We start from the raw sequence: 23,129 nt of genomic DNA, 5'->3' as shown, positions 1-23,129 counted from the left end.
CTTCGGCGGGTTCGTGCTTCGCCGAGGCTGCCACGGTTGCCCGTGGCCTTACGTCCTCTCCACACGCTAAAACGGCATGCCCTGCCGCTAAAATGTTTTGGGCTGCATTCAGGTCGGCGTTCTGAATGTAGCCGCACGCCACGCAAGCAAAACGGCTCTGGCTTTGGCGGTTTTCCGCCGCAACGTGTCCGCAGCTTGAACAAGGGCGGCTCGTGTTCTTGGCTTCGACCGCAATCACCTGCCCGCCGCGCCACTGCTGTTTGTATTCAAGCTGCCGCCGAAACTCGTGCCAGCCCTGATCAAGAATGGCTTTGTTGAGGCCCGACTTGGCTTTGACGTTCGTGCCCGGTTGCTCGGCACTGCCCGCCGCGCTTTGGCTCATGTTGCCGACCTGCAAATCCTCAAGGACAATGACCGCGTGGTTTTTGCTGATCGCCGTTGAAGTCTTGTGCAGGTAGTCGCGCCGGATATCCCTCACCTTGCCGTGCAGTTTCTGGACCTTGGTTTTCGCCTTTCTCCAATTGTTTGAGCCTTTGATTTTCCGCGACAGGCCCCGCTGCAAATGGCGCAAGCGGCGCTGGCCTTGGCGGTAGCTGTTTTTCGGTTCGTAGATCGTGCCGTCCGAAAGGGTGGCCAAGCGGGCAACGCCGACATCGACGCCCACGATGGAAGCCGACGCAGGAACCGGCTCAGCCACTTCGCGCGCCGTCTGCACCGAGATGAACCATTTGCCGCCGCGTTCGGAGACGGTGGCGTTTTTCAACTCGCCAATCACTTGGCGGCTATTGCGGTAGCGCAGCCAGCCGAGTTTGGGCAGGAACACGCGATTGTTGCTTTGATCAAGCCGGATTTGTTTCGGGTCGGGCTACCGGAAGCTGGCTGCGCTTTTGCCCTTTTTCTTGAACCGGGGAACCGCCGCGCGCTTGGCAAAAAACTTGCCGTAGGCCCGTTCCAAGTCTTTCAAGGTCTGTTGCAGCGGGTGAGTGGGTGCATCGGCCAGCCATGCCGTTTCTGCTTCGCCGCGCCACGCCGTCAGTTGCTTGCACAGGCCCGCATAGCCGAGGTTCTTTTCGCCGCGTTCGTAGCGTTCTTTTTGCAGGGCAAGCGCCTTGTTAAACACGAAGCGGCATGAACCCGCAAAGCGGCGCATCCGGCGCACCTGTTCGCCGTCGGGCCTCAACGCGTACCTGAAGGCTTGCAGCCGCTGCATGCCCCGCATTATACACTTGGTCTTATGGCCGATTCAAGCGAACTTCGCCGGGGAAGACATTGCGTCTTTAACCTGCACGTTCACTTGGTCTTCGTCGCCAAATACCGCCGCAACGTCTTCACCAAAGCCATACTGGACGATATGCGCGGCGTTTTCGCCGAGGTCTGCAACGATTTTGGCGCGAAGCTCGCGGAGTTCGACGGCGAAGACGATCACGTGCATTTGCTCGTGCATTACGAACCGAAGACAGCGGTAGCAAAGCTCGTGAACAGCCTTAAAGGGGTCTCCTCGCGCCTGCTTCGCACCCGCCACCCGGCCTTGGCGAAAGGCTACTGGAACGGCGTTCTCTGGTCGCCGAGCTATTTTGCCGCTTCGTGTGGCGGCGCGCCGATTAGCATCATTCGGCAATACATCGAACAGCAACAGACGCCCGATTAAGCACGAACCCGGAAACGCCGTTTCAGGAGCGGCGCTATCCTTCCCCGCCATCAATGGCGGGGCTTGCCGCGCGTTCTGGTCATGGCGCTGGCCGGACTCAGCACCCGAAAGGCGGCGATCGACTACGCATTGACCCAAGCGGAGCGTGCGGCCAAACTCGCGCAGCTGTTTGCCCGGCCCTGGACCCAGCAAGAGTTGGATGCGGCGCTGGAGCCCGGCTATGACCTGGAAGCCCTGCGCGAGCGAGACAAGCCACAAGCCGGCCCATGCGGATTGATTCCACTTTCTATGTCGATGCATTGCGTCGACGGCAGGACGTTCGTTTCTTGCTGAGGCCTTGGCTGATCGCGGGTCAACTGTGGACGTGTGGGGTCATCCGGGCTGAAGTGCTGCGCGGCGTGCGTTTGCCGCGTATCAAATCCGACCTGAATGACCTGTTTGACGCTATGGCAGAGGTGCCGACGGATGCGGGGTTATGGCGAGCCACGGCCGATCTTGCATGGGAACTGGACCGGCGTGGCACGATCCTGCCGCTCACCGATCTGATCATCGCCGCGTGTGCCTTGCAGGTAGGCGCACCGGTGGTGACGCTGGATGGGTATTTCAGTCTGGTCCCCGGGCTTCAGACCCGGCGAGATCTTCCGTGAGCGAGGGGGAGAAGGCCGGAAGCGAACGGTCACGGGTCCGGCGTCGGCGTGTACCCGGGGAGGGCGCCGTCGTACCGCCCTGCGTTATCCATCCAGATAGTCCTCGCGCCACGACCGCAACGGCGTAAGCGTCGTCCCCTGATCGTCGAATACGTGAACGAAACGGCGGTCGACGGAAAATCGAACCGGCGCTCCCGGCGGGAGGTTGCGAATTCCACGGACGGAGGCAATGACGTTTTCGCCCGATTGCAGATTGGCGAACACAATCGTCTCGGAGCCGAGGATCTCAGTCGCGATGACGGTCCCGGCCAGCGGCGCGCCGTCACCAGCCAGCGAGAGATGTTCGGGTCGAATTCCTGCGGTACACGCCGCGCCGGCAGGCGTCCTGTTTCCGTCCACGGCGGCGTCGATTGCGCTCCGCCCACCGTCGACGGACAGGGTCATTCCGTTTCCGGTGGCCGTGTGCACCGTTGCCATGAGCATGTTCATTTGCGGCGTGCCGAGAAAGCCGGCGACGAACCGGTTGCGGGGCCGTGCGTAGAGCTCGATCGGGCTTCCTACCTGCTCGACAGCCCCCTCACGCAGGACCACGATCGTGTCAGCCATCGTCATGGCCTCAACCTGATCGTGGGTGACATAGATCATGGTTGACCCCAGCCGGCGATGCAGACCGACGATTTCACTCCGCATCTTCACCCGGAGTTCCGCGTCCAGGTTGGAGAGCGGTTCGTCAAACAGGAAGGCTTTCGGCTCCTTCACGATGGCGCGACCGATGGCGACGCGCTGGCTCTGGCCGCCTGAGAGCTGAGAAGGCCGCCGCGTGAGAAGTTCGGAAATCTGGAGGATCCCGGCGGCGCGCCGGATACGGGCGTCGGTCTCCGCCTTTGGGATCTTCTGATTGGCCAAGCCAAAACGGAGGTTCTCGTACACGCTCATGTGCGGATAGAGCGCATATGACTGAAATACCATGGCCATGCCTCGCGCGGACGGCAACAAGTGATCGCAGCGGATGCCGCCGATGTGGACTTCGCCCGAGGTTAGGTCTTCAAGCCCGGCAATCAGCCGCAACAAAGTCGATTTTCCGCACCCCGAGGGGCCGACGAATACGGTAAACGATCCGTCTTCGACCGTCAGGTCGATGCCATGAATCACTTCAACTGACAGAAAGCTTTTACGGACGCCTCTTAGCTCAAGCTTCGCCATACGGTTCCACGCTTACGACCAAACGATCGCCGGCTTGCAGGGTGTGATCTTTTCCGAGCAGGATTACGTCGCCGTCCCGCTCGGCGGCCTGACCCTGCACCGTGACTGCCCCGTGAAGGCCCGGCAGCCAAAGTCTCGACACTTTTAGTTCGCCGCCCTTCACCACCAGCGTCACGGCCGATCCGTTCCAGTCAACTACGCCCCAGCCGCACCCGGCGGACCAGAGATAGACGCCGTCACCGGTGCGCGCGGGTTTGAAGCCGATCTCGCCGTGCCGCCGGTCGAACCGCAGGCCTGAATACGCATTAACAAGCGCGTAGCTCGAGAGCGCCCGGGCATAGTAGCTGCCGCACTCGATGTCGTTCCAGGGGTTGCGCCGCGACCCGTCGTGGCGCGCGCGTGCCGCCCGAACCACGGTGAGGCCTTCGTCGACCAGACCGCGCTGGATCAGGTACGACGCCATCATGTATTCGAGTCCGGTCCAAACCTCTTCTGCGTAGGGTACCGGTAATGCCGGTTTGCTCGACCCGTCGGGCCAGGTGCAGTTGAGGAGCCCCGCTTCGCCCTCATAAGCGTAAACCCGGCAAGGATTGAAGTGGTCACAGAGGCTCGGCCGGTAATTTTCGTTGAGCACGGATTTCAATGCCGTCCTGACGTTTTCCGGCGCCAGGAGATCACCTAACCCGGCGATATCGGCGTGCCATTGACCAAGGACCTGATCCGTGAGGCAGCCGTCGCCGATCTGGTACTTGATTTGCCCGTACTCATCAGACCAGTACGCCTCCATGAACGAGTCGCTGAGCACACCGGCCTTGCGCCCCTGGTCGAAGGGAGTAAGCAGCGAGCGATCGGACAGATCGACCTTCTGAATGTAGTAGCGGCCGTTGAAGAGCTCGCGATCAACGTAGGCGCCTCCTCTCGCCGCCATCTCGTGGCATTCCTTTGCGAAAACCGGTTCGCCCATAGCGCCTGCCATGATCGACGCAGCCCTCAGCGCTGCGAGGTACATGGTGGTCAGCCAGGGGTTTGGGCCAAACAGCTCCATGTCGAGGGTGTGGTGCTGGCGGCCCCAGAGCACGCCGGTCTTTTCCGGATCCCATTTGTCCGGGTTCTCCGGCGACCAGGCGTACTCCATCGCCCGCCTGATATTCGGCCAATACCGCTTCAGCCACGCGTCGTCGCCGAAGTTTTTCCACTCGCGGTAGGCTTTGACGACCGCGCCGAAGTGCCCGTCGGCGCACGGTCCGATGACGTCGAAGCCGGACCCAAGGGGGAGCCTTTGTCGGAACGTCAGTCCGCCGTTTGCTAACTGATTATAGGTAAACTCCGTCTCGCGCAACGTCCGTTCGAGCGCCGGGAAAAGGTTGGGGAGCGCCTGCTGATAGTTCCAGACGTGGGTGCAACTACCTTCGCAGGAACCTTCATTTACGTGCTGGCCCTCCCATCCCCAGAGTTCGCCACCCTCCAGCCGGATGACGGTAGCGGATCTGAGAATCCCAAGGGTGCCGTTCACTGCGTCGATGATTTCAGGCGGCAGCGAGGAGCCGAAAAGCGCATCGCGGAAAGAGACGGTCTGCGCCTCGAGCGCGTCCCACCGTTTCAAAGCGTCCGCCCCGCTCGCGGTCGCGTCCGCCCATTGGGTAGCATAGTAGTTCTTCCAGGTAGGCGCCCTGCCTGCGAATGGCGGGCTGCCGGGCCCCTCGCGGTTGAACCAGTAGATGCTGCCGAACGGATAATTCCAGCTGATCGCAAAGCGCACCCGCCGGGTTTCGCCAGGCGCGACGCAGACGCGCGCTGCCACGGTGCCGTGCTCGGGTTGCTGGAACATGTTCCTGGTCGCACGCGGCTTGTCGTAGCGCCGCTCACGGAGGCGGCCTGCCCGCGCGAATTCTCGCCAGTAGAGACCCAGACTGTCGAACCACTGTCCCCGAAAATGGTAGTCGACGTGTTCGACGTCGTCCCCATCCGTCGTGATTGCGAGGTCGCCATGTTGCTCCGGATCAACCGGATCGGCCGCGGTGAAATGGAGAACGTTGAGCCCCTCATGCCGCGAAAAGGTGTGGATGCCGCTGTCGCAACCGTAATTACCCAGCGTCGCGGCGATCGTGTAGTCAATCGGTGCGCCGGTGTCGTTCTCGACTGAGAATGCGAACAGCGCGACCGGCATCGAAGAGTCGCGGTCATTGTGCGGGATGAACGGGCTGAAGGCGGTTAACCGCACACGGCCTGGAAAGCCTGCATGATGAAACTCGAGCTCGACAACCGGAAAGCGCCCGACGAACGTGACATCCTCAAAGTGGGGGACTCCGGCCATCGAGTCGCGATTCGCGCCAAACCCAAATCCGTCGAACTTGCGTGGGCTGGGCGAACCGGCTGGTGTCCCCTCGTAGGGTCCGTTCAGTACGCGAGCACCCAGCAGATGTCCGTCCCGCTCTGCCTTGACCGCGAAGTGGCTGTAACCGTTGAACTGGTGGATGGCGGGCCGGTTACGGATGCTCCAGTCAACCAGCCGGCCGCTGCCCGTCAGTGACACGCTGCCGGTTCCGATGCCGCCGAGGGGAAAGGAGACGTATCTGCGCCTTTCGCCGGTATAAACAAACCGGTCGCTAACAGTCCTGGGGTCGTTCGACATGATCATCGGTTTTCTGTTTGTTTAGCGGGCTACCTTGCAAGTCTCGGTCATGACGACGCCGCACGTCTGCCCCGCTCTACCTCTGCCCGGCTGGGATGCGTGCGGTTGCGGGACCAGCACCTTAACTCTTGATTCCGCTCATCGTAACGCCTTCAATCACCATTTTCTGGGCAAGAAGAAAGATCAGGATGACAGGCAGCACGGCCATGCTCATGGCTGCCATCACCACGGAAAGATTGCCGGACGCCATATACCCGCGGAGCAGATCCATCGCGACGGGCAGCGTCATCGCCTGCTGGGGTTCGAGCAGCACGCGCGCCTGGAAGTAGTAATTCCAAGTCTGGGTAAACGTGATGATCCCCAAGGCGGAGAGTGCGGGTCGAAGCTGCGGCAGCGAAATTCGCAGGAATATTTTGAAGTAGCCGGCGCCGTCCATGAGTGCCGCCTCTTCCAACGCTTTCGGCTGCGAGCGCATGAACTGGCGGACAAGAAAAACCCCGAAACTCGACGTCAGATACATGAGCACGAGCCCGATCGGACGATTCAGCAGTCCGGCCTGAGCGAACCCGAGGTAAATGGGGATGATCGTTACCTGCGCGGGGAACATCAACCCCACCAGCATCACGAAGAAGATGCTGTCGCGGCCGGGGAACTTCAGACGCGCGAAGGCGAAAGCGGCGAGAGTACAGGTAATGAGCTGCCCGAGGGTGACGAGCACGGCCACTTCGAGGCTATTCCAATAGATACGCAGGAAGGGAACGCTGGAGTTGAGAACGGCTTGGTAGTTTTTGAAGTCGAGGGTAGGTGGGAGGAAGCTCGGCGGCATTTTGTAGGCCTCGGCTGGCGGTCTGAACGACATGCTGAAAAGCCAGGCGAACGGCAGGAGCATGAACACGCCCAGCACGGCCATAACGGCGACAATGACTCGGTCAACCCAGCGCCTGGCGGTTTTGGTCTGCATCCCCAACCTCAATACCGGACCCAACGCCGCGAGGCGAGAAGCTGAATTGACGTGATGATCAGAATAACCAGCGTCATAATGACGGACACGGCTGCACCGTAACCGATATCAAAGCTGCCGAAGGCTTCCTCAACGATATGGATCGACATCGAGCGGGTTGCATCGCCGGGACCACCCCGGGTCAGGATCACGATTGACTCATAGACCTGCAGTGCGCCGATCGAGGCGTAGACGATCCCGAAGAAGACAACCGGCGAAATCCACGGCAACACGATGCGGAAGAACCGGCGCCAATAGGAGCCGCTGTCCATGGTTGCAGCATCCATGATCGCCTTCGGCACGCCCTGCAGTGCGGCAATGAAGATGATCATGAAGAAGCCGGCGTTTTTCCAGATATCCATGATGACGATCGACATCATCGCCGTGCGGCTTGACGTCAGCCAATGGACCGGAGGGAAGCCGAGTCTGATCAGGTAGTAGTTGATGACGCCGAGATCGTCGCCGTAGAAATAGCCCCAGACGATTGAGACGAACGCGGCGGCAATGATCACAGGCAGGAAATACGCGAGGCGGAACAGGTAGAGAAGAAACGCGGGCATGGCCCGATTGAGGGCGAGCGCCAGGAGAAGTCCGACGACGACGTTTCCCGTCACGGCGAAGAATGCAAAGCAGAGGGTGTTCCAAAAGATCTGAAGGGAGCGATCGCCGGTGAAAAACCTTTGGAAATTTTCGAGCCCCACCCAGCGCGACCCGGCCATTGGATCGTAGTAGGTGAAGCTGAGCACGAAGGTCAGGATGACCGGCGCCAGAACGAAAGTGGCGTAGAGCGCGACGGATGGCAGGATGAAAAGGTAGCCGGCACGCGTTTGTGCTTTCTCGAGGTCCGACTTGGCTCGCCCGGCCGGAGCCTGCGTTGCAGTTGCGCTCGAAAAAGGCGCCACGTTCTTTGCCCGGTCGAAATCTCACCCCTTATCGACTCTGACGGGCAGCGAGGCGCTTGAACGATTCGTTCAGTTCCTGATCCGCCCGCTTGACGCCCTCTGCGATCGAGACTTCGCCTGACATCATGGCGACGTAGTTACGGATAAAAATCTTTTCGACCTCCTGGAAATTTGCCGGCGACGGTACCGGCAGCGTGTGCGGCAGCGTCTGATAGTACAGGGCAGCACTCGGCGGGTAAGCCAGGAAGTCCGGGGTCTCGGCAGCCGATTTCCGCCCGGGTACACCCCCGCCGGCTTCGCCCTCTTCCTTCTGCGTTTCAAAGCTGGTGAGTTCACCGATGAGTTCCTTGGCAAGTTCCGGATTCTTGGACGTCCTCGCGACTCCGTAGCCGCCGAACCCGATAACCGTGACATCATTAACCTTGGCCGGCGGAATGGCGACGTCCAGGTCGAGGTGGGCGGCTTTCGCGTTCTCAACGATCCAGTGGCCGCGCGAGATCATTGCCACCTGTCCGGCCATGAACTGGTTGTCCATCGTGTCCTTGCCGGGAATCGGCGACACTTTATCCACGTGGATCAGGTCGTAGAGGAACTGAAGCGACTCGGACACTTTCGGGTCAAGCATGTTGGATGCGGTCCAGTCTGCGTTCAGGACGGAGGTTCCGTTCGAAAAAAACCATGGCTGCACGAAAAAGAACTGGTTAGGGACTTCATACCCGAACTGGGTCACGTTGCCCGCCGCGTCGCGAACGGTCAGTTTCCTGGCGACCGCACGGAAGTCATCCCAGGTCCAGCCCGCCTTGGGGAGTTCAACACCGGCATCCCTGAACAGCTTCCGGTTGTAGTTGATCATGATGTTGTTCCACCCGATCGGGATAAAGTAGGTCTTGTCCTTGTAGGATGCGTATTTGAAGAGGGCCGGAGCAAAATCGGAAAAGCTCGCGTGGCCGGCGATGTAGTCGTCGAGCGGAATGAACAGGTTACGGGTCTCGAACGTTCTGAATGTTTCGATCGCCGTACCGTAGACGTCATACGCGTTGTTGGCGTTAAACTGCGACAAGACGCGGGTGACGTAGTCGCCCCAGCCGTTTGAGATCGGGTCGATGGCGATCTCGACCTTCGCGTTCGGATACTTCTGATTAAACCGCCCGACGGCATTGGTGACCGCCTTAAGTTGAGCGGCACCACCGAAGGCCATAAGCCGGAGATTTCCGGAAGCATCGGCCGCAAAGGCGTTGCCGGAAGCGAGCACGAGGCCGGCTGCCAGCACGAACGTGGCAAAATGTGATTTCACTATGACTCCTGTCTGATGGGGGGATTGAGAGCGTCCTCTTTTAACATACCCATTCTCACCGTCAAGCAGGCGAATCTTTGGCGCGTCCACGGTGGGAGAAAGGTCCACGGCAAAGGACTGGCGTTGCTCCCGCCGCGGTGCACCGTGCAGGGGGGATAGCAATATCACCGTGGCAGCTGCGCCAGGAGCCGCTTTACCAGCGCAACGACAGGCAAAAATCGTTCCGGATTCCGCTTGGCCGCGGCCTCGTAGATCTGCAGGGCTTCCTGGTATTCTTTGCGCGCCTGATCGGGCCGGTTCCGGTTATGGTCCAGGTTGCCCAGATTGTTCAGCGTCTGCGCCACGGCCGGCAGGTACGCGTCCGGATCGGTTTCGGCCAGTTTGCGACGGATTTGGAGCGCTTCCTGGTACTCCTGGCGTGCCTCGTCGGGCCGGTGTTGATCAGCGTCCAGGTTACCCAGGTTATTGAGCGTCGCGGCAGCGTACTGGAGATACGCTTGCGGGTTTTGCCGGGCCAGTTGGCGGTAGATCCGGAGTGCTTCCTGGTACTCTTTGCGAGCCTCGTCGGGCCCGCTTCGGCCGCGGTCCACCACCGCCAGGTTGTTAAGCGTCTCGGCCACGGCCGGCAAGTGCGTCTTTGGGTTGGTTTCGGCCAGCTTGCGGCGGATTTGCAAAGCTTCCCGGTATTCCTTGCGCGCGTCGTCGGGCCGGTCCTCGCCGCTGTCCAGGTTGCCTAAATTGTTAAGCGTCTGAGCCACGTCCCCCAGATCACTGTCCGCGCTTTGCCGGGCCAGTTTACCGCGAATTTGCAACGCCTCCTGATACTCCCGGCGCGCGTCGTCAGGCCGGTGCTGGTCACGGTCCAGGTTGCCCAGGTTATTGAGCGTTGCAGCGACCGCCGAAAGGTGGGTTTGGGGATCGTTCTCAGCCAGTTTGCGGCGGATCTGGAGCGCTTCCTGGTACTCCCTGCGAGCCTCATCAGGCCGGTTTTGGTCACTGTCCAGGTTGCCCAGGTTATTGAGCGTAAGGGCCACGGCCGGCAGGTAGGTATCCGGATTTTGCCGGGCCAAACGACGGTAGGTCTGTAACGCCTCTTCATACTCGTCGCGGGCGTCGTCGGGCCGGTCCTGGCTGCTGTCCAGAACGGCCAGATCGTTAAGCGTTGCGGCCATAGCCGACGAGTAGGTTTCGACCAGGTTGCGGCGGATTCGCAGCGCTTCGCGGTATTCGTTACGACCATCGTCGAACCGGCTTTGATCGTTATCCAGAACGGCGAGATGGTTAAGCGCCGTCGCCACCGCGTCAGCGTTCCCGGTTTTCCTGGCCCACTCCAAACACCGGCTGTACGCCGCCCTGGCGTCATCAACACGGTTCAACGCCTGGTTGAGAACACCGTAAGCGAGATTGACCTCAAAACTGCCCGGTTTGGCCGCCAGCGCCTGGCGGTAAACGTCGCCGGCCTCCTCAAAGCGGAATCCCAGAATCAGCAGTTGGGCTTTCAGCAGCCACTCCTGCACGCCATTCTCAACGTCCGGCGGGGTCGATTTCGCGTCGTCCAGGAGTTGAATCGCCCCGGTCAGGTCAGCATCCAGGAAAAGTCGCTTGGCTTGCCGGTAGCGGTCTGAACCCTGGCCCGGCGGAATCCTGGCGAATGCCTCAGCTGCCATTTCGGCCGCGGCTTTGGCCTGGCTGCGTTCCTGCTGGAGTTGGGCCAAGGGGGCAGCATCGGCGTGATGTTCGTGTTCCAGAATCCTCAGCTTTTCCTGATACGTGCTCTCAATGACTTTATCGCTGGTGACGCGGTACAAAAGCCCGGCCCATTGTTCTCGCTCGGCTTCGGGGCAAAGGATAATCGTGAGTGGATTTGCGTCGGGGTTGGCCGGCAGCACCGTCTCTAGTTGGACGCCGTTGACCACTGTGTAACCCTGCTTGCTTACCCGCACGTGCACGATCTCGCCGGGGTGTTTGTCAGGGATGGTCAGGGTAAACTTTCCGCCGTCCTTCGACGTTGTGGGGTTGCCGGCCGCGGCTTCATCCACGCTGATCGCGACATTGTCCATCCCTGGCCCGCCCGCGTGGTTTTCAATGACCACGCCGGTCAGCACGGCTGCATGCGCCGGAAAAAGCGCTAAGACGATCAACGCCACACTGGCAGCAAGCCGTACGTCCATCTACCTCTCCGGTGAAAGTTGGGTCAATTCCACGCGTTTGCAAAATCATAATCGTTCGGATGCGAATCGGCGGTTTCGCAGCAGCGAGCGTCCGGGATTAACAGGATGACGTGGCGAGAGGCGATTTCGATCACGTGGTTGAGGACGCGGCGGGATTTTGCTCATGGCCGGATGGTGCAGGGAAGAATCCCCAATGTTTTTGGGTGAGGGCTGTCCCCGATCGCATTAGCGGCGAAGCGTTCGCGGGGTTGCCGGATCGTCTCCAGGCTACGCTGCAGGTGGACACGGTGCGGTCAGACCAGGGGCACGCCGAAGCGGTCCGGGAGGTGGCGTGCCTGGAACGCGGACCCTTGCAGCCAGGGACGCTCGGGCTGTCGCTGGCCGAAGCCCGATCAATTCTGGCCGGCCTGGAGCAGAACCTGGCGGCGCTTCCCGGTGTGGCTCGACCGCCAGGACCTGCAAAGCGACGAACCGGTCACATTCTCATCGGACGGCCGCGACACGGTCCGTGAACTTCCGATGAGCTCCTTGGTAAGGCGCTGCCAAAATTGCGGTCAGTCTTGCGCGGATGACCGCATTCGTTGTATCCAAGTTTGTAGCTTCTCGACCGTCAGCCATCCGATGTCCTCCTCCCGCAAACGCGTCCCTGATGCTGCTCGGTTCAGGACCTCGCTCGGTGACAGTTCATCTCACCCCAGAGGCTTTCCCCATGAAAGGCTACCAGAATTTTATTGATGGCAGGTTCGTGCAGAGCGATCACGAAGGCCAGACGATCCCCGTCCTTAATCCGGCCACTGAAGCCGAAATCACGCAGGTCCCGGAAAGCAGCGCCGCGGAAGTCGACCGCGCCGTCGAGGCCGCCGCGCGCGCAAAAGCCCTGGGCCAAGCGGGCTGCGGTTGAGCGCGCCCACCACTTGCGCGCGCTGGCCGAGAAGATCCGCGAGCGGACCGAGTTCTTGGCCCGGGTCATCACCGAGGAGCAGGGCAAACCGCTCTGGCTGGCCAAGCTGGAGGTCGAGGTTGCCGCCGATTACCTGGTCTACATGGCCGAGTGGGCCCGGCGCATCGAAGGCGAGATATTGACGTCGGCCAGCGGCTTACGGCCCACCGCGGCGTCGGCATGGTCAGCTTCACGGGCAGTGTGGAGACCGGCTCAAAAGTCATGGGCGCCGCCGCCGCGAATCTCACCAAGGTTAATCTGGAATTGGGCGGCAAAGCGCCCGCCATCGTCTTGAGCGATGCCAACCTGGATTTGGCCGTCGAGGCGGTTAAGAGATCGCGCATCTTCAACGGCGGCCAGGTCTGCAATGCGGCCGAGCGCGTGTATGTAGACCGCAAAATCGCCGACGAGTTTACGGACCGGCTCGCCGGAGCGATGAAGGCGGCTAAGTTCGGCAACCCGTTGGAAGACCTGTCGGTGGACTACGGGCCGCTAATCAACCAAGCGGGGTTGAGCAAAGTGGAAAGCATGGTGGCGCGGGCGACCAAAGAAGGGGCGACCCTGGTGACGGGAGGTCGCCGTGCTGAGCGAGACAAAGGCTGGTAGTACGAGCCGACGGTGCTGGCCGATTGTCGCCAAGAGATGGAGATCGTGCAGAAGGAGATCTTTGGCCCGGTCGTGCCGGTCGTTGCCGTTGATGACTTAGATCAAGCCATCGCGTACGCCAATGATTGCGAATACGGCCTGACCTCCTCCATTTACACGGCCAACCTCGATGTGGCGATGCGCGCGTGTAAAGAGATCCGATTCGGCGAGACTTACATTAACCGGGAAAACCTCGAGGCCATGCAGGGTTTTCACGCCGGGTGGCGCAAGTCGGGCATCGGGGGCGCCGACGGCAAACACGGCCTTTATGAGTACACCCAAACCCATGTCGTTTACGTGCAATTCAATGCGGCGGCAAAGTAGTAGCAACGTTGCCGATGCTGCGGGTCGGGGTCGAAGACCACTGCCAAATATACCGCCTCAAATACAGAAAATCGACGTTCAAGCGGGCGTTGACCGGGACGCCGGCAACACCGTGCGTGACATGATCCAGGGCCACATTTATTGATCAAGTGCCATGCTGGGAGACCGGGACAAAATGGGGGCGGACCAGAACCGATCTAGGGATTTCGGCCAGAGCCGCGCTTGCTGCTGGTTTACCAAGGAGCCGGGGCGTGAGTGACCCGGCCCGCGGCGGCGGCACGTCCTGGTCAACGCTTGCCTCTTGCCCCCCGTTTTGTCCCGGTCTCGTTCAAGCCACCAGTTGTATTATTAAGCCTACGACGAGTGGAACCAACAAGCGCATCAACCGTAAAGGCGACCGTGGGAGCCGCACGCAGGCCGTAAGCGAGCTAACCACGGATCTCCGGATTCCGGAACCGCACGCTGAATCGGAAGACCTTCTTTTCCTGGGAGACGATCTGGCCGGTTTGCAGGTCGACGCGCAACGGCACGCCGACCCGCGCAACGTCGGCCGTGACGTGAAAACCGCGTTCGGAAAAGATGTCGATCAGCATCGTCAAAGCACACGGGTCTTCGAAGAGCGGGTCTTCGGAGTTGATGCTGGCCATGCCCGAGATCGCGTGGCGAATCACGATCGGCATCATCTTGCTTTCGATAAACTCGATCACCCGTCCGAAGGTCTCCGTGCGTTCCACCTCGTAGCCGTCCAGTCGCCGGACGAGATCCTGACGGGCGTGCCGGACGATCTCGCTGGCCAGCGGCAAACCCCGAAGCCGGTCGAAGGTGAGGGGATCCAGTTCGAGCGAACTCTGGTATTCGAGTTCGCGGACGATATTGGCCTGCACTTCGGGGATGGGCGCCTGGGCGTTGATGAAGTGGTAGTTAAAGATCTGCTTAAGAGAAAGCAGCGCGTCGTAGGTTTGCTCCTTGAAGACGCGGTAACGGTTGCGCGCGAGCGCCTCACTGAAGTCCGTCGCCCGTTCCTCCCATAGTTCGCCCACGCCTGAGCGGGCGACCTCTTCGTTGTGGGCGACCACCTGCCGTCCGCGCTTGAGTTGCCGCGCCACACTCTCCGTCTCGTCGACAAACAGCACCATGATATGGAAGATAGGCTGCTTGAAGTGGACCACCTCCGGGGTCCCGGAAAATTCCCGCCGGAGCGCGATCATCTCGTCATAGAGCAGCCTGAGACACTGCACCTGCACCTGGGTGCGCGGAAAGCCGTCGAGCAACGCGCCGTTCTGCTGCTCGCGCTCAAGCAGTTTTCGAAACAGGATCCCGACCACCTCCCGGTCCCCAACCATACCACCACGCGCCTTGATGGCGCGCGCCTCCGGGGTGTCAAGAAGTTGGGAAACCACGATGGGCGGCGCCTCAATGCCGCGCACCTTGCGGATGAAATCCGAGTTGGTGCCTTTACCCGCGCCCGGCGCCCCTCCGAGCAGGATCAATTCCTTGGGAAAACGCATCCGGATCCGGCCGAACTCCCCCTCCAGTTCCCGCCAGACGGCGTTGAAGATAAGTTGCGCGTCCTTGATCTCCAGGTCGGAGGAGTTAGCCACGGTGGGCACTACGGCAGCGGCCGTCCCGTGGCCTGTCCACGGGCCAGCCGTGTCCGCTTGTTTCTGGGTACGTTTCATGCGCCGGGGTAGAGAATCCAACTGCCATTTGTAACTAAACCGGATCGCGAGGCATTTGAAAGCGCATTTTTGCCGCGGAAGCGCCGTGCGACGACGTCCTCGGCCGCCGGCCCGCACCTCCGGCGCTCGGGCAGCCCCTCTTGGCCGGCCAGCGCACTTTTCGATTTCGACCCGAATCGGGGATTGCGGTCTGCTCAACGGGGTAGGTGCCCTCTTCCGGCCCAGGAACGCTTCCCGGACCGGTTTGTCCGACGCTTGCCAGCGCTTTACGACCTCAAAGATCAATCACGCCGGTTCGCTGCCGGGGTTGCGGCGTACGTGCCGGGTCCGCGCCGGGGTGACGTGACGAGGGGGGGAGGAGCGGCCCGCGTTTCGGGCACGACGGCCCTGGGCGGATTGGGCTTCATCCCAGCCTTGTCCCATCCTCATATCGACAAAGGGTACCCTCCTGTCGCGTGCGCAGGGGCCTGCCGCCGATGTGGCACCGTCTGGAGCGGGTTTGATGAAACGATAGCGGCCTTAAACCGTTTCCGGAGGAACGAGCGGCAGACTGGTCCCGCCGCGCGGGCCGCTCATCCGGCGTATCCTTGCCTGACAACGCGCATTATCGCATGCTCCTCTGATCCGATAAGCTATGAGACGGCCACGCCACATCCGGGTCCGGTCCGGCCAATTCGAATTTGTTAAGCTAAATGCCCAGCAGGTCGATTGGCGGGATACCTACCATTCGATCCTGACCCTGAGCTGGCCGGGTTTCGCCGGCCTGGTTTTCGGCCTCTACCTCCTGATCAATGTGATCTTTGCGACGTTGTACGTGCTGAGCCCACATGCCGTGGCCGAGATGTCGCCCGGCTCGTTTTCCGACGCTTTTTTCTTCAGCGTGGAAACGCTGGCGACCGTTGGCTACGGGCACATGTATCCTGAGTCTTTGTACGGGCACCTGATCACCATGCTCGAGATCGTCGTGGGCATGTTCGGGCTGGCGGTCATCACCGGTTTAATCTTCGTGCGTTTCTCTCGACCCACGGCGCGGATTCACTTCAGCAAAGTCGCCGTCATTGCACCGTTCGATGGAGTGCCTCATTTGATGATTCGCGTAGCCAACCTGCGGCACCAAGCCATGGTCGAGCCTGAGTTTCGCATGTTCATGATTCGGAGCGCCATCACGGCGGAAGGCGAGGAGGTGCGACGGTTCCGCTCCCTCAAACTGGACTTTGACCGTTTGGTCGCGTTTCCGGCTGTTTTAACCGTGCGGCATCGGATTGACGAAGACAGTCCGCTCTTCGGGATGACCCCAGAAGATTTCCAGCAGCAAGACATTCGCGTTACCGCGTCCATTGTGGGCGTGGACACGGTGATCGTTGCGCCCGTCCAAAGCTTCGGCGACTACAATTACGATCAGATCGAATGGAGCCGGCGTTTCGTCGAAATCTATGATGAGAATGAGGCCGGCGATTGGACGGTCGATTATGGCAGAATTGACGAAACCGAAGACATCCCTCCGGCTCGGAAGCCGGCAAGCGATCAGGGGGAGCGCGCGGCGGGCCGGGATACGACGTTGAGAGATAGCGCAGCGGGTGTGTAAGCCGGGTGGAAAATAAAAATGCGCTCAGGTCCGCCTTTCGCGATCCCATCAAAGACCGCTGGTAAATATGAGGGCCTGGGGCTAAAAACCCTCTCGAAATGGACCTGCAAACCGCGACCGACACACCCACACCCACACCGACACCCGCGCAGGTGAACGCTGCGCTCCTGATTGTTCGAATCGCCGGTGCCCTCGCTTTTCTCTACCACGGCAGCGCGATCCTGTTCGGCGCCTTTGGCGGTCCGGGCCCTCAGGGCTTCGCCGCGTTCTTGCATATGCCGGTCCTGGTCGGCTATCTGGTTGGGTTGGCGCAGGTTGGGGGCGGTCTAGCGATGTTAAGCGGGATTCTGATTCGTCTCGGGGCAATCTGCATCATCATCGTGATGCTTGGGGCCATTTTCCTGGTACACCTGCCGCACGGTTTTGATGTGTCCAAGCACGGCATGGAATACGCGCTGATGCAGTTGCTGATCGCCGTTGCGCTGCTCATCACGGGTGCCGGCGCCTATTCGCTGGGGGCGCGCCTCCCACGGCCCCTGCGGAAATGGTAGCTCGTCTTCGAGGCGGTCCGGGCGTACCGGTGCGAAGAAAAGACGCCGAGGTACCCCGACCCCAGGCCAGGATTGCAGCCTGCGATCCAACTAACGCCGGCGCCGCCTGACGGGCGCTTTGCGGTTCCAGCCGGCCGGAAAATGAAACAGGAGCGCACCGCAAAACTCCTGATCAGACCTGCGTCGCATAGCCCGACGGGCGTCACCGGTCGCGAAATGAGTGGTAATTCTCTATGAAAATGTTGTCCTTCCTTCTGCTGACGGCCGTGACGGCCGTTCTACCCGGCAGGGCGCTCACACTCCTGACCGGTGTCCGGATCATTGATGGCACCGGGCGAGCGCCGCTGGAGAACGGCGCCCTGTTGATTGATGGGGCAAAGATCGTGAACCTTGGCCCGCTCGACACCGTCCGTCCTCCGCCGGGATGCCAACTTGTTGACTTGCAAGGCAAGACCGTCATGCCGGGGTTGATCAGCGCGCATAGCCACCTCGGGCTGTGTCAGGGCGCCCTCGGACCGAATCCGGCGCACTACACCCGCGACAACGTCCGCCGCCAGCTCGAGCAATATGAGCGCTGCGGCGTGCTGGCGGTCATGGCGCTGGGGTGCAATAAGGATGTCCTTTACGCCTGGCGTGACGAGCAACACCAGGGAACGCTCGGCGGCGCCGCCATTTTCAGCGCTGACCGCGGCCTGGGCGTGCAGCGCGGCGCGCCGCCTTTTCCGCTTCCTGAGGACCAGATGTACCGGCCGGCCAGCGCCGACGAAGCCCGTGCCGACGTTCGGGCATCGGCCGCCCGGCATCCGGACATGATAAAATTGTGGGTGGACGATCTGTTGGGGACGGCGCCCAAGATGCCGCCCGGCATCTTTGAGGCGGTCATCGATGAAGCTCACCGTAACGGCCTGAAAGTCGCGGCGCACCTGTTCTACCTGGCCGATGCCAAAGCGTTGGTGGCGGCTGGCGTTGACGTGGTGGCGCACAGCGTTCGGGATCAGCCCATCGATTCCGAATTACTCACCGCGATGAAAGCCAAGGGCGTCGTCTACATCCCGACCCTCGACCTGGATGAATCTCAGTACATCTACGCGGAACGGCCGGCCTGGATGCAGGACCCGTTCTTTGTCCAGGCGGTTGATCCCAAGCTGCTGGAGCGTTGGCAAAACCCGCTGTACGCGCAGGAGATGCAGGCCAACCCCAATACCCGGAAAAACAAGGCCGCCGCGGCGATGGGACAACGAAACGTAAAGGCGGTGTTTGATGCGGGAATCACGGTTGCCCTGGGGACGGATTCCGGGGCGTTGCCGACCAGGATTCCCGGGTTTGCGGAACACCGGGAATTGCAACTGCTGGTTCAGGCTGGTCTGAGTCCGATGGAGGCGATCGTCTGCGCGACCCGGAACAGCGCGGCCGTGCTTGGGGCCGGCGACCGCGGTACGCTCGCGCCAGGCCAGCGGGCCGACTTCCTGGTGTTAAACGGTAACCCGCTGGAAGACATCCGGCACACGACCGAAATCCTGATGATCTACCACGATGGCAACCGGGTTCGATAGCAGCAACCCTTAACCTGGCGCCGTTCGGACCTGTGTCTGTTTGGTGCTTCGCGTTATGTATGCGGCGTGACGCACGTTGAAGGCCTTGCCCGCCCCGTCAGCGCGCCACAACGCAGGTTGGCCCCGGTGCCGTGAACAAAGAATCCTTCCCGGTCCATTCTGCGCTGGCCTTAGGACCGACAGGCATTAACCTGATCCACGAAGCGTTCCCGATGCAAAATTCTCTGTCATCTTCTGCGGACCATAAGCCCGCAATGCTCCGCCCGGCGACGGCTACCGTCATCACCGTTTCAACCGACGAGGCGTTGTTGGCCAGCGTCCGGAAAGCGCTTGCGCACGCGGGCGTCGCCTGCCTGACTGCCGAGCGCATCCAGGACGCGATCAAACCGTCACGCCGTGGCGGCGCCAATTTGCTCCTCATCGATTTCCCATTGTCCGGCTCGTCGGGGCAGGAAGAACTTGAGCGGCATCATAAAACCGGAAAGTCCATACCGTTTGTTGCGCTCATCGCGCCGGGCGCGGAACGTCTCGGTCTGGAGTTGATGCGAGGCGGTGCACTGGACTGCCTGCTCAAAGACGCACAACTACTCGAACGGTTGCCGCCGGTGATCAAAGAGGCCTTGGAACGTCTCGAGGAGCAAAGCCGGCTTGCCGCCTCCCAAGAAGCGCTCCGCCAGAGCGAGGCCCGGCACCGCGCCCTCTTCGAATGGGCCTCCGTTGGTATGATGGAAGGTTGTCCGCAGACGGGCCGTTTCCTGCGCGTGAACGAGGCGTTCTGCCAGATCACGGGCTATTCCGCACAAGAGTTGCAGACCAAATCTTTTTCCGAACTCACGTACCCTGAAGATCGTGAAACGGACTGGCAGGCCTATCAACGAGCGGTGCGGGGCGAAACCCGCGATTACCGCAGCGAAAAGCGCTACCTGCGCAAGGACGGCTCGCCGGTGTGGGTGCGGGTCAACGTGTTTGTGATCCGTGACGCGCACGGCCGGCCGGTGCACACCGTGGGGCTGGCCGAAGAGATCACCGAACGGAAGCGGTCCGAAGCCGAACTGCAATTGTATCGTGATCTCTTTTTCTACGCCCCGGCAGGCTTGTGCATCGGTAACGCGGATAGCCGGACGATCGGCCGCGTTAATCCTGCCTTCGCGCGCATGCACGGGTATGAGCGGCCCGAAGCGCTGGAGGGCCGGCTGATTGAGGACATTTACGCGCCCGAGGAATGGCCGAACGTGGCCGGGATTATCCGCCGCGCACACCAGGGCCATTGCCAGGTGGAAAGCGTGCACGTGCGCAGCGACGGCAGCCGTTTTCCGGTGCTCATCGATGTGATCGGGGTCAGCGACGAGGTGGGCCGGCTGCTTTACCGGGTGGTGAGTACGGTTGACCTCAGCGAACGCAAGCGCGCCGAAACGGAACTGCAAGCGCTTAAAGATCAACTCGCGGCAGACCTGGCGGCCATGAATCGCCTGCACGACCTGAGCACGCGCTTGCTCAAGGCGGCTGATCTCGATGAACTGCTGGACGAGATCCTGGAAGCCACGGTGTCCCTTCAAGGCGCCGATTTCGGAAGCGTCCAATTCTACAATCGTCGGAGCGGCACCCTCGAACTGGTGGCCCATCGCGGGTTCCACCAAGCGGACGTGCTCGAGCCCTTTCGAGCAATTCGGGAAGGGTCGGCGGCCTGCGGTCTGGCCCTGGAGCGGCGCCAACGCGTGATCGTGGAGGATACCGAGGCCGATCCGGCCTTCGCCGCTTACCGGGCTCTGGCGGCGGCCGCCGGCTTCCGGGCCGTGCAGTCCACGCCGATGTTCGGGCGTGACGGCGAACCCCTCGGCGTGCTTTCGACCCTTTTCCGGCACCCGCACCGGCCGTCGGCGCAGGACTTACGCCTGACCGATCTTTACGTGGGGCAGGTCGCCTGCCTGATCGAGCGTAAGCAGGCTGAGGAAGCCCTGCGGGCGAGCGAAGCCCGTTACCGCGCGTTGGTTCATGCCACCTCAGTGGCCGTGTGGCGACTGACCCCGGACGGGGAGCGGCAGCTGAGCCTGGAGGGCGGCAACATCCAGGGGCATGGCGAGCCGGAAACGCATCCCGGCGACTGGCTCAGCCAGATCCATCCTGAGGATCGGGCCCGAACGCATGAAGCTTGGCGCCAGGCAGTCGCGGCCCAAAGCCTTTACGAAATTGAACACCGCGTCGTCATAGCAAATGGAAGCTATCAGTACATGTTGTCACGCGGCGCGCCGATTCGTAACGCGGCGGGCGACGTGGTCGAATGGATCGGCACCAGCGCTGACATCACCGCGCGAAAACAGGCCGAGACGGCCCTGCGTGAAAGCGAAGAGCGCTACCGGCACGTGAGCGAGAGCGGCTTCATTACCATCTCCTTCTTTACGGCTGACGGCCGGATCACTGACGCAAACGATGCATTCCTGCGCCTCATGGGTTACAGCCGGCAGGAATTGGCGGCGGGCCTCGTGCGGTGGGAGCGCCTGACGCCGCCGGAATGGCTTCAACGCACCCGGCAGGCGATGGCAGAGTTTGAGGCCACTGGCCACATGATCCCTTATGAGAAAGAGTACCTCCGGCGGGACGGTTCCCGCTTTTGGGGTCTGGTCGGGGCCGCCAGGCTTGAAGGCCGGCCGGAAGGGGTCGCCTTTGTGCTCGACATCACCGAACGCAAGGAGGCTGAGGAAGCTCTCCGGGAGCGGGAAGCGCAACTTGCCTTTGCACAACGGATCGGACGAGTCGGTGTATGGGGGTGTGATCTGGGAAGCTGGACCAGCTTCGTGACCCCGGAGTCGTGCGCTATCGTCGGTATCCCGGATCCGGCCTCAATCCGCAGTTTGCCGGATTTCCTGGCCCTGGTACACCCCGACGATCGTGCACGGATTCAGGCAGCCAGCTGGCAGGTCATCAAGACCGGCTGCGATATGGACTTCCAGTTGCGCGTTCTACATCCCGAACGCGGCGACCGCTGGATGCTGGCGCGCGCCCAGCGCCAGCCCGCGGCGGACGGCAGAGGGCACCGGCTCCTCGGTGTCATCATCGACATTACCGAGCAGAAGCGCACGGAGAAAGCTTTGCGCGCCTCCGAGGAACGGCTGCGTTTTGCGGCCCAGGCCGCCGGCTTCGGCATTTACGAGCTGGATTTGGTCACGGGCCAGGCCTACCGCTCACCCGAGTACCAGTCCCTTTTCGGGCTGCACCCGGAGCAAGAGTTCCACCTTGATGCGGACTGCGTGCCCATTTACGTGCACCCGGACGACCACGCGGTGGTCCGCGAGGCGACCCGTGAATCGCGCGACCCACGCGGGTCCGGCATCAAGGATGTGGAGTACCGCGTCCTGCTGCCGGACGGCACGGTGCGGTGGCTGCTCGTGCGCGGTCGAACGTTCTTCGAAGGCGCGGGCAAGGCACGGCGGCCCGTGCGGTCTCGCGGCATCGCGCTGGACATAACTGAGCGCAAGCAACTGGAGCAGGAAATTCTGGAGATCAGCGGGCGCGAGCAGCGCCGCATCGGTCACGACCTGCACGACGACTTGTGCCAGCGGCTCGGGGGCGTGCAGTTGCTGAGTGGCGTGCTCGAGCAGGAGTTGGCCGCCGAAGGCCATCCCCGGGCGCCGCAGGCCAACCGCATCCTCGCGCTGGTCCAGGAAGCCCTGGACCGGGCGCGAATGCTGGCTCGGGGCCTTGCGCCCGTGGCGGTGGAGGCAGGGGGCCTGACCACGGCGCTGGAGGAGCTGGCGGGAAATGCGGCGGAGTTGTTCCAGATCCGTTGCGAGTTTCGGGGCGAGCTGCTCGTGGGCATCACCGACGCGGGCGCGGCAACCCACCTGTACCGCATTGCCCAGGAAGCCATCAGCAACGCCGCCAGGCACGGGCGGGCTAAACGGGTGGTGATCAGGCTGCGCGACGGCGGCGACTGCTTCGAGTTGAGCGTGGTGGATGAGGGGCGCGGGTTTGCCCGCACGACGGCTGCCATGGCAGGCATGGGGCTGCGCATCATGAAGTACCGGGCGGCAATGCTCGGGGCGACGCTCGAGGTGCGCTCGGCTCCCGGGCAGGGCACCACGGTGACCTGCGCCTTCGGTAAAGGCCTGTGCAGCGTCACGCCCTAGCCAGGACTGAGGCAACGCGGGGGACAGGGTGGGGTTATCCGGATCAAGCCGGCTGATAGAGCCGTGGAAGAGCTTTGGCAAGTCGCGCGTCGGGTCGTCAACGGCCGTCGTGAGGGCAGACACGCTGGGGGAACGTGCCGATGTGAGCGATTGGTGTGCAACCGAAACAATGATGTGGGCGAAATACATGGATGCGCTCCAAACCAAGCGGCGAATCCGTATCCGAAGCCA

The 23,129-nt window shown here is 61.7% G+C and carries 15 protein-coding genes and 2 pseudogenes; 9 read left to right on the top strand and 8 right to left on the bottom strand.

The annotated features are described in order from the left end of the window. Window positions 1–1,210, bottom strand: a pseudogene (locus JO015_02240) (transposase). A gap of 24 nt (window positions 1,211–1,234) precedes the next feature. Here JO015_02240 and tnpA point away from each other — a divergent pair. The 3 genes from tnpA (at window position 1,235) to JO015_02225 (ending at window position 2,295) form a co-directional block, all read left to right on the top strand. After that, the gene (gene tnpA, locus JO015_02235; protein MBV9997909.1) at window positions 1,235–1,648 is read left to right on the top strand and encodes an IS200/IS605 family transposase; all 414 of its coding nucleotides are present in this window, start codon (window positions 1,235–1,237) and stop codon (window positions 1,646–1,648) included. Window positions 1,649–1,711: 63 nt separating this feature from the next. Then, window positions 1,712–1,981 carry a hypothetical protein gene (locus JO015_02230; GenBank protein ID MBV9997908.1) on the top strand — a complete coding sequence of 90 codons (270 nt, stop codon included), beginning with the start codon at window positions 1,712–1,714 and terminating at the stop codon, window positions 1,979–1,981. After that, window positions 1,915–2,295: a PIN domain-containing protein gene (locus JO015_02225; protein MBV9997907.1), complete on the top strand. Its 381-nt coding sequence runs from the start codon at window positions 1,915–1,917 to the stop codon at window positions 2,293–2,295. The genes JO015_02230 and JO015_02225 overlap by 67 nt, the downstream gene beginning before the upstream one ends. A gap of 84 nt (window positions 2,296–2,379) precedes the next feature. Here JO015_02225 and JO015_02220 read toward each other — a convergent pair whose 3' ends face one another. The 6 genes from JO015_02220 to JO015_02195 all read right to left on the bottom strand — a co-directional run bounded on the left by JO015_02220 (window position 2,380) and on the right by JO015_02195 (window position 11,497). Then, a complete protein-coding gene (locus JO015_02220) occupies window positions 2,380–3,498 on the bottom strand; it encodes an ABC transporter ATP-binding protein (protein MBV9997906.1) in 1,119 nt (372 codons plus the stop codon). Beyond that, window positions 3,485–6,130, bottom strand: coding sequence for a beta-glucosidase (locus tag JO015_02215; GenBank protein ID MBV9997905.1), 2,646 nt, complete (start codon window positions 6,128–6,130; stop codon window positions 3,485–3,487). The genes JO015_02220 and JO015_02215 overlap by 14 nt, the downstream gene beginning before the upstream one ends. 121 nt (window positions 6,131–6,251) lie before the next feature. Beyond that, window positions 6,252–7,103 (bottom strand): carbohydrate ABC transporter permease, encoded by an 852-nt coding sequence (locus JO015_02210; GenBank protein MBV9997904.1) that lies wholly within the window; start codon window positions 7,101–7,103, stop codon window positions 6,252–6,254. Continuing rightward, the gene (locus JO015_02205) at window positions 7,100–8,032 is read right to left on the bottom strand and encodes a sugar ABC transporter permease (GenBank protein ID MBV9997903.1); all 933 of its coding nucleotides are present in this window, start codon (window positions 8,030–8,032) and stop codon (window positions 7,100–7,102) included. The genes JO015_02210 and JO015_02205 overlap by 4 nt, the downstream gene beginning before the upstream one ends. Before the next feature lie 28 nt (window positions 8,033–8,060). Further along, window positions 8,061–9,230 carry a sugar ABC transporter substrate-binding protein gene (locus JO015_02200; protein ID MBV9997902.1) on the bottom strand — a complete coding sequence of 390 codons (1,170 nt, stop codon included), beginning with the start codon at window positions 9,228–9,230 and terminating at the stop codon, window positions 8,061–8,063. Window positions 9,231–9,490: 260 nt separating this feature from the next. Further along, a complete protein-coding gene (locus JO015_02195) occupies window positions 9,491–11,497 on the bottom strand; it encodes a tetratricopeptide repeat protein (GenBank protein MBV9997901.1) in 2,007 nt (668 codons plus the stop codon). A 203-nt stretch (window positions 11,498–11,700) separates the two neighbouring features. On the opposite strand from JO015_02195, the gene JO015_02190 reads away from it, so the two are divergent. Together JO015_02190 and JO015_02185 are read left to right on the top strand one after the other, a co-directional pair. Further along, a complete protein-coding gene (locus tag JO015_02190) occupies window positions 11,701–12,009 on the top strand; it encodes a hypothetical protein (protein ID MBV9997900.1) in 309 nt (102 codons plus the stop codon). A 197-nt stretch (window positions 12,010–12,206) separates the two neighbouring features. After that, window positions 12,207–13,406, top strand: a pseudogene (locus tag JO015_02185) (aldehyde dehydrogenase family protein). Window positions 13,407–13,834: 428 nt separating this feature from the next. Here the strand turns inward: JO015_02185 and JO015_02180 are convergent. Continuing rightward, window positions 13,835–15,085 carry a nucleoside monophosphate kinase gene (locus tag JO015_02180; GenBank protein MBV9997899.1) on the bottom strand — a complete coding sequence of 417 codons (1,251 nt, stop codon included), beginning with the start codon at window positions 15,083–15,085 and terminating at the stop codon, window positions 13,835–13,837. A gap of 634 nt (window positions 15,086–15,719) precedes the next feature. Here JO015_02180 and JO015_02175 point away from each other — a divergent pair. The 4 genes from JO015_02175 (at window position 15,720) to JO015_02160 (ending at window position 22,898) form a co-directional block, all read left to right on the top strand. Further along, on the top strand, window positions 15,720–16,670 hold the full coding sequence (locus tag JO015_02175) for an ATP-sensitive inward rectifier potassium channel 10 (GenBank protein ID MBV9997898.1): 951 nt from the start codon (window positions 15,720–15,722) through the stop codon (window positions 16,668–16,670). 98 nt (window positions 16,671–16,768) lie between these two features. Further along, window positions 16,769–17,221 (top strand): DoxX family protein, encoded by a 453-nt coding sequence (locus JO015_02170; protein MBV9997897.1) that lies wholly within the window; start codon window positions 16,769–16,771, stop codon window positions 17,219–17,221. A gap of 239 nt (window positions 17,222–17,460) precedes the next feature. Further along, entirely contained in the window at window positions 17,461–18,774 is a 1,314-nt protein-coding gene (locus JO015_02165; protein ID MBV9997896.1) for an amidohydrolase family protein, read from the top strand. Between the two features lie 131 nt (window positions 18,775–18,905). Further along, a complete protein-coding gene (locus JO015_02160) occupies window positions 18,906–22,898 on the top strand; it encodes a PAS domain S-box protein (GenBank protein MBV9997895.1) in 3,993 nt (1,330 codons plus the stop codon). Window positions 22,899–23,129 lie beyond the last annotated feature (231 nt).

The sequence above is a fragment of the Verrucomicrobiota bacterium genome (assembly GCA_019247695.1).
GTDB lineage: Bacteria > Verrucomicrobiota > Verrucomicrobiia > Chthoniobacterales > JAFAMB01 > JAFBAP01.
This window is presented reverse-complemented; position numbering and strand designations above follow the sequence as displayed.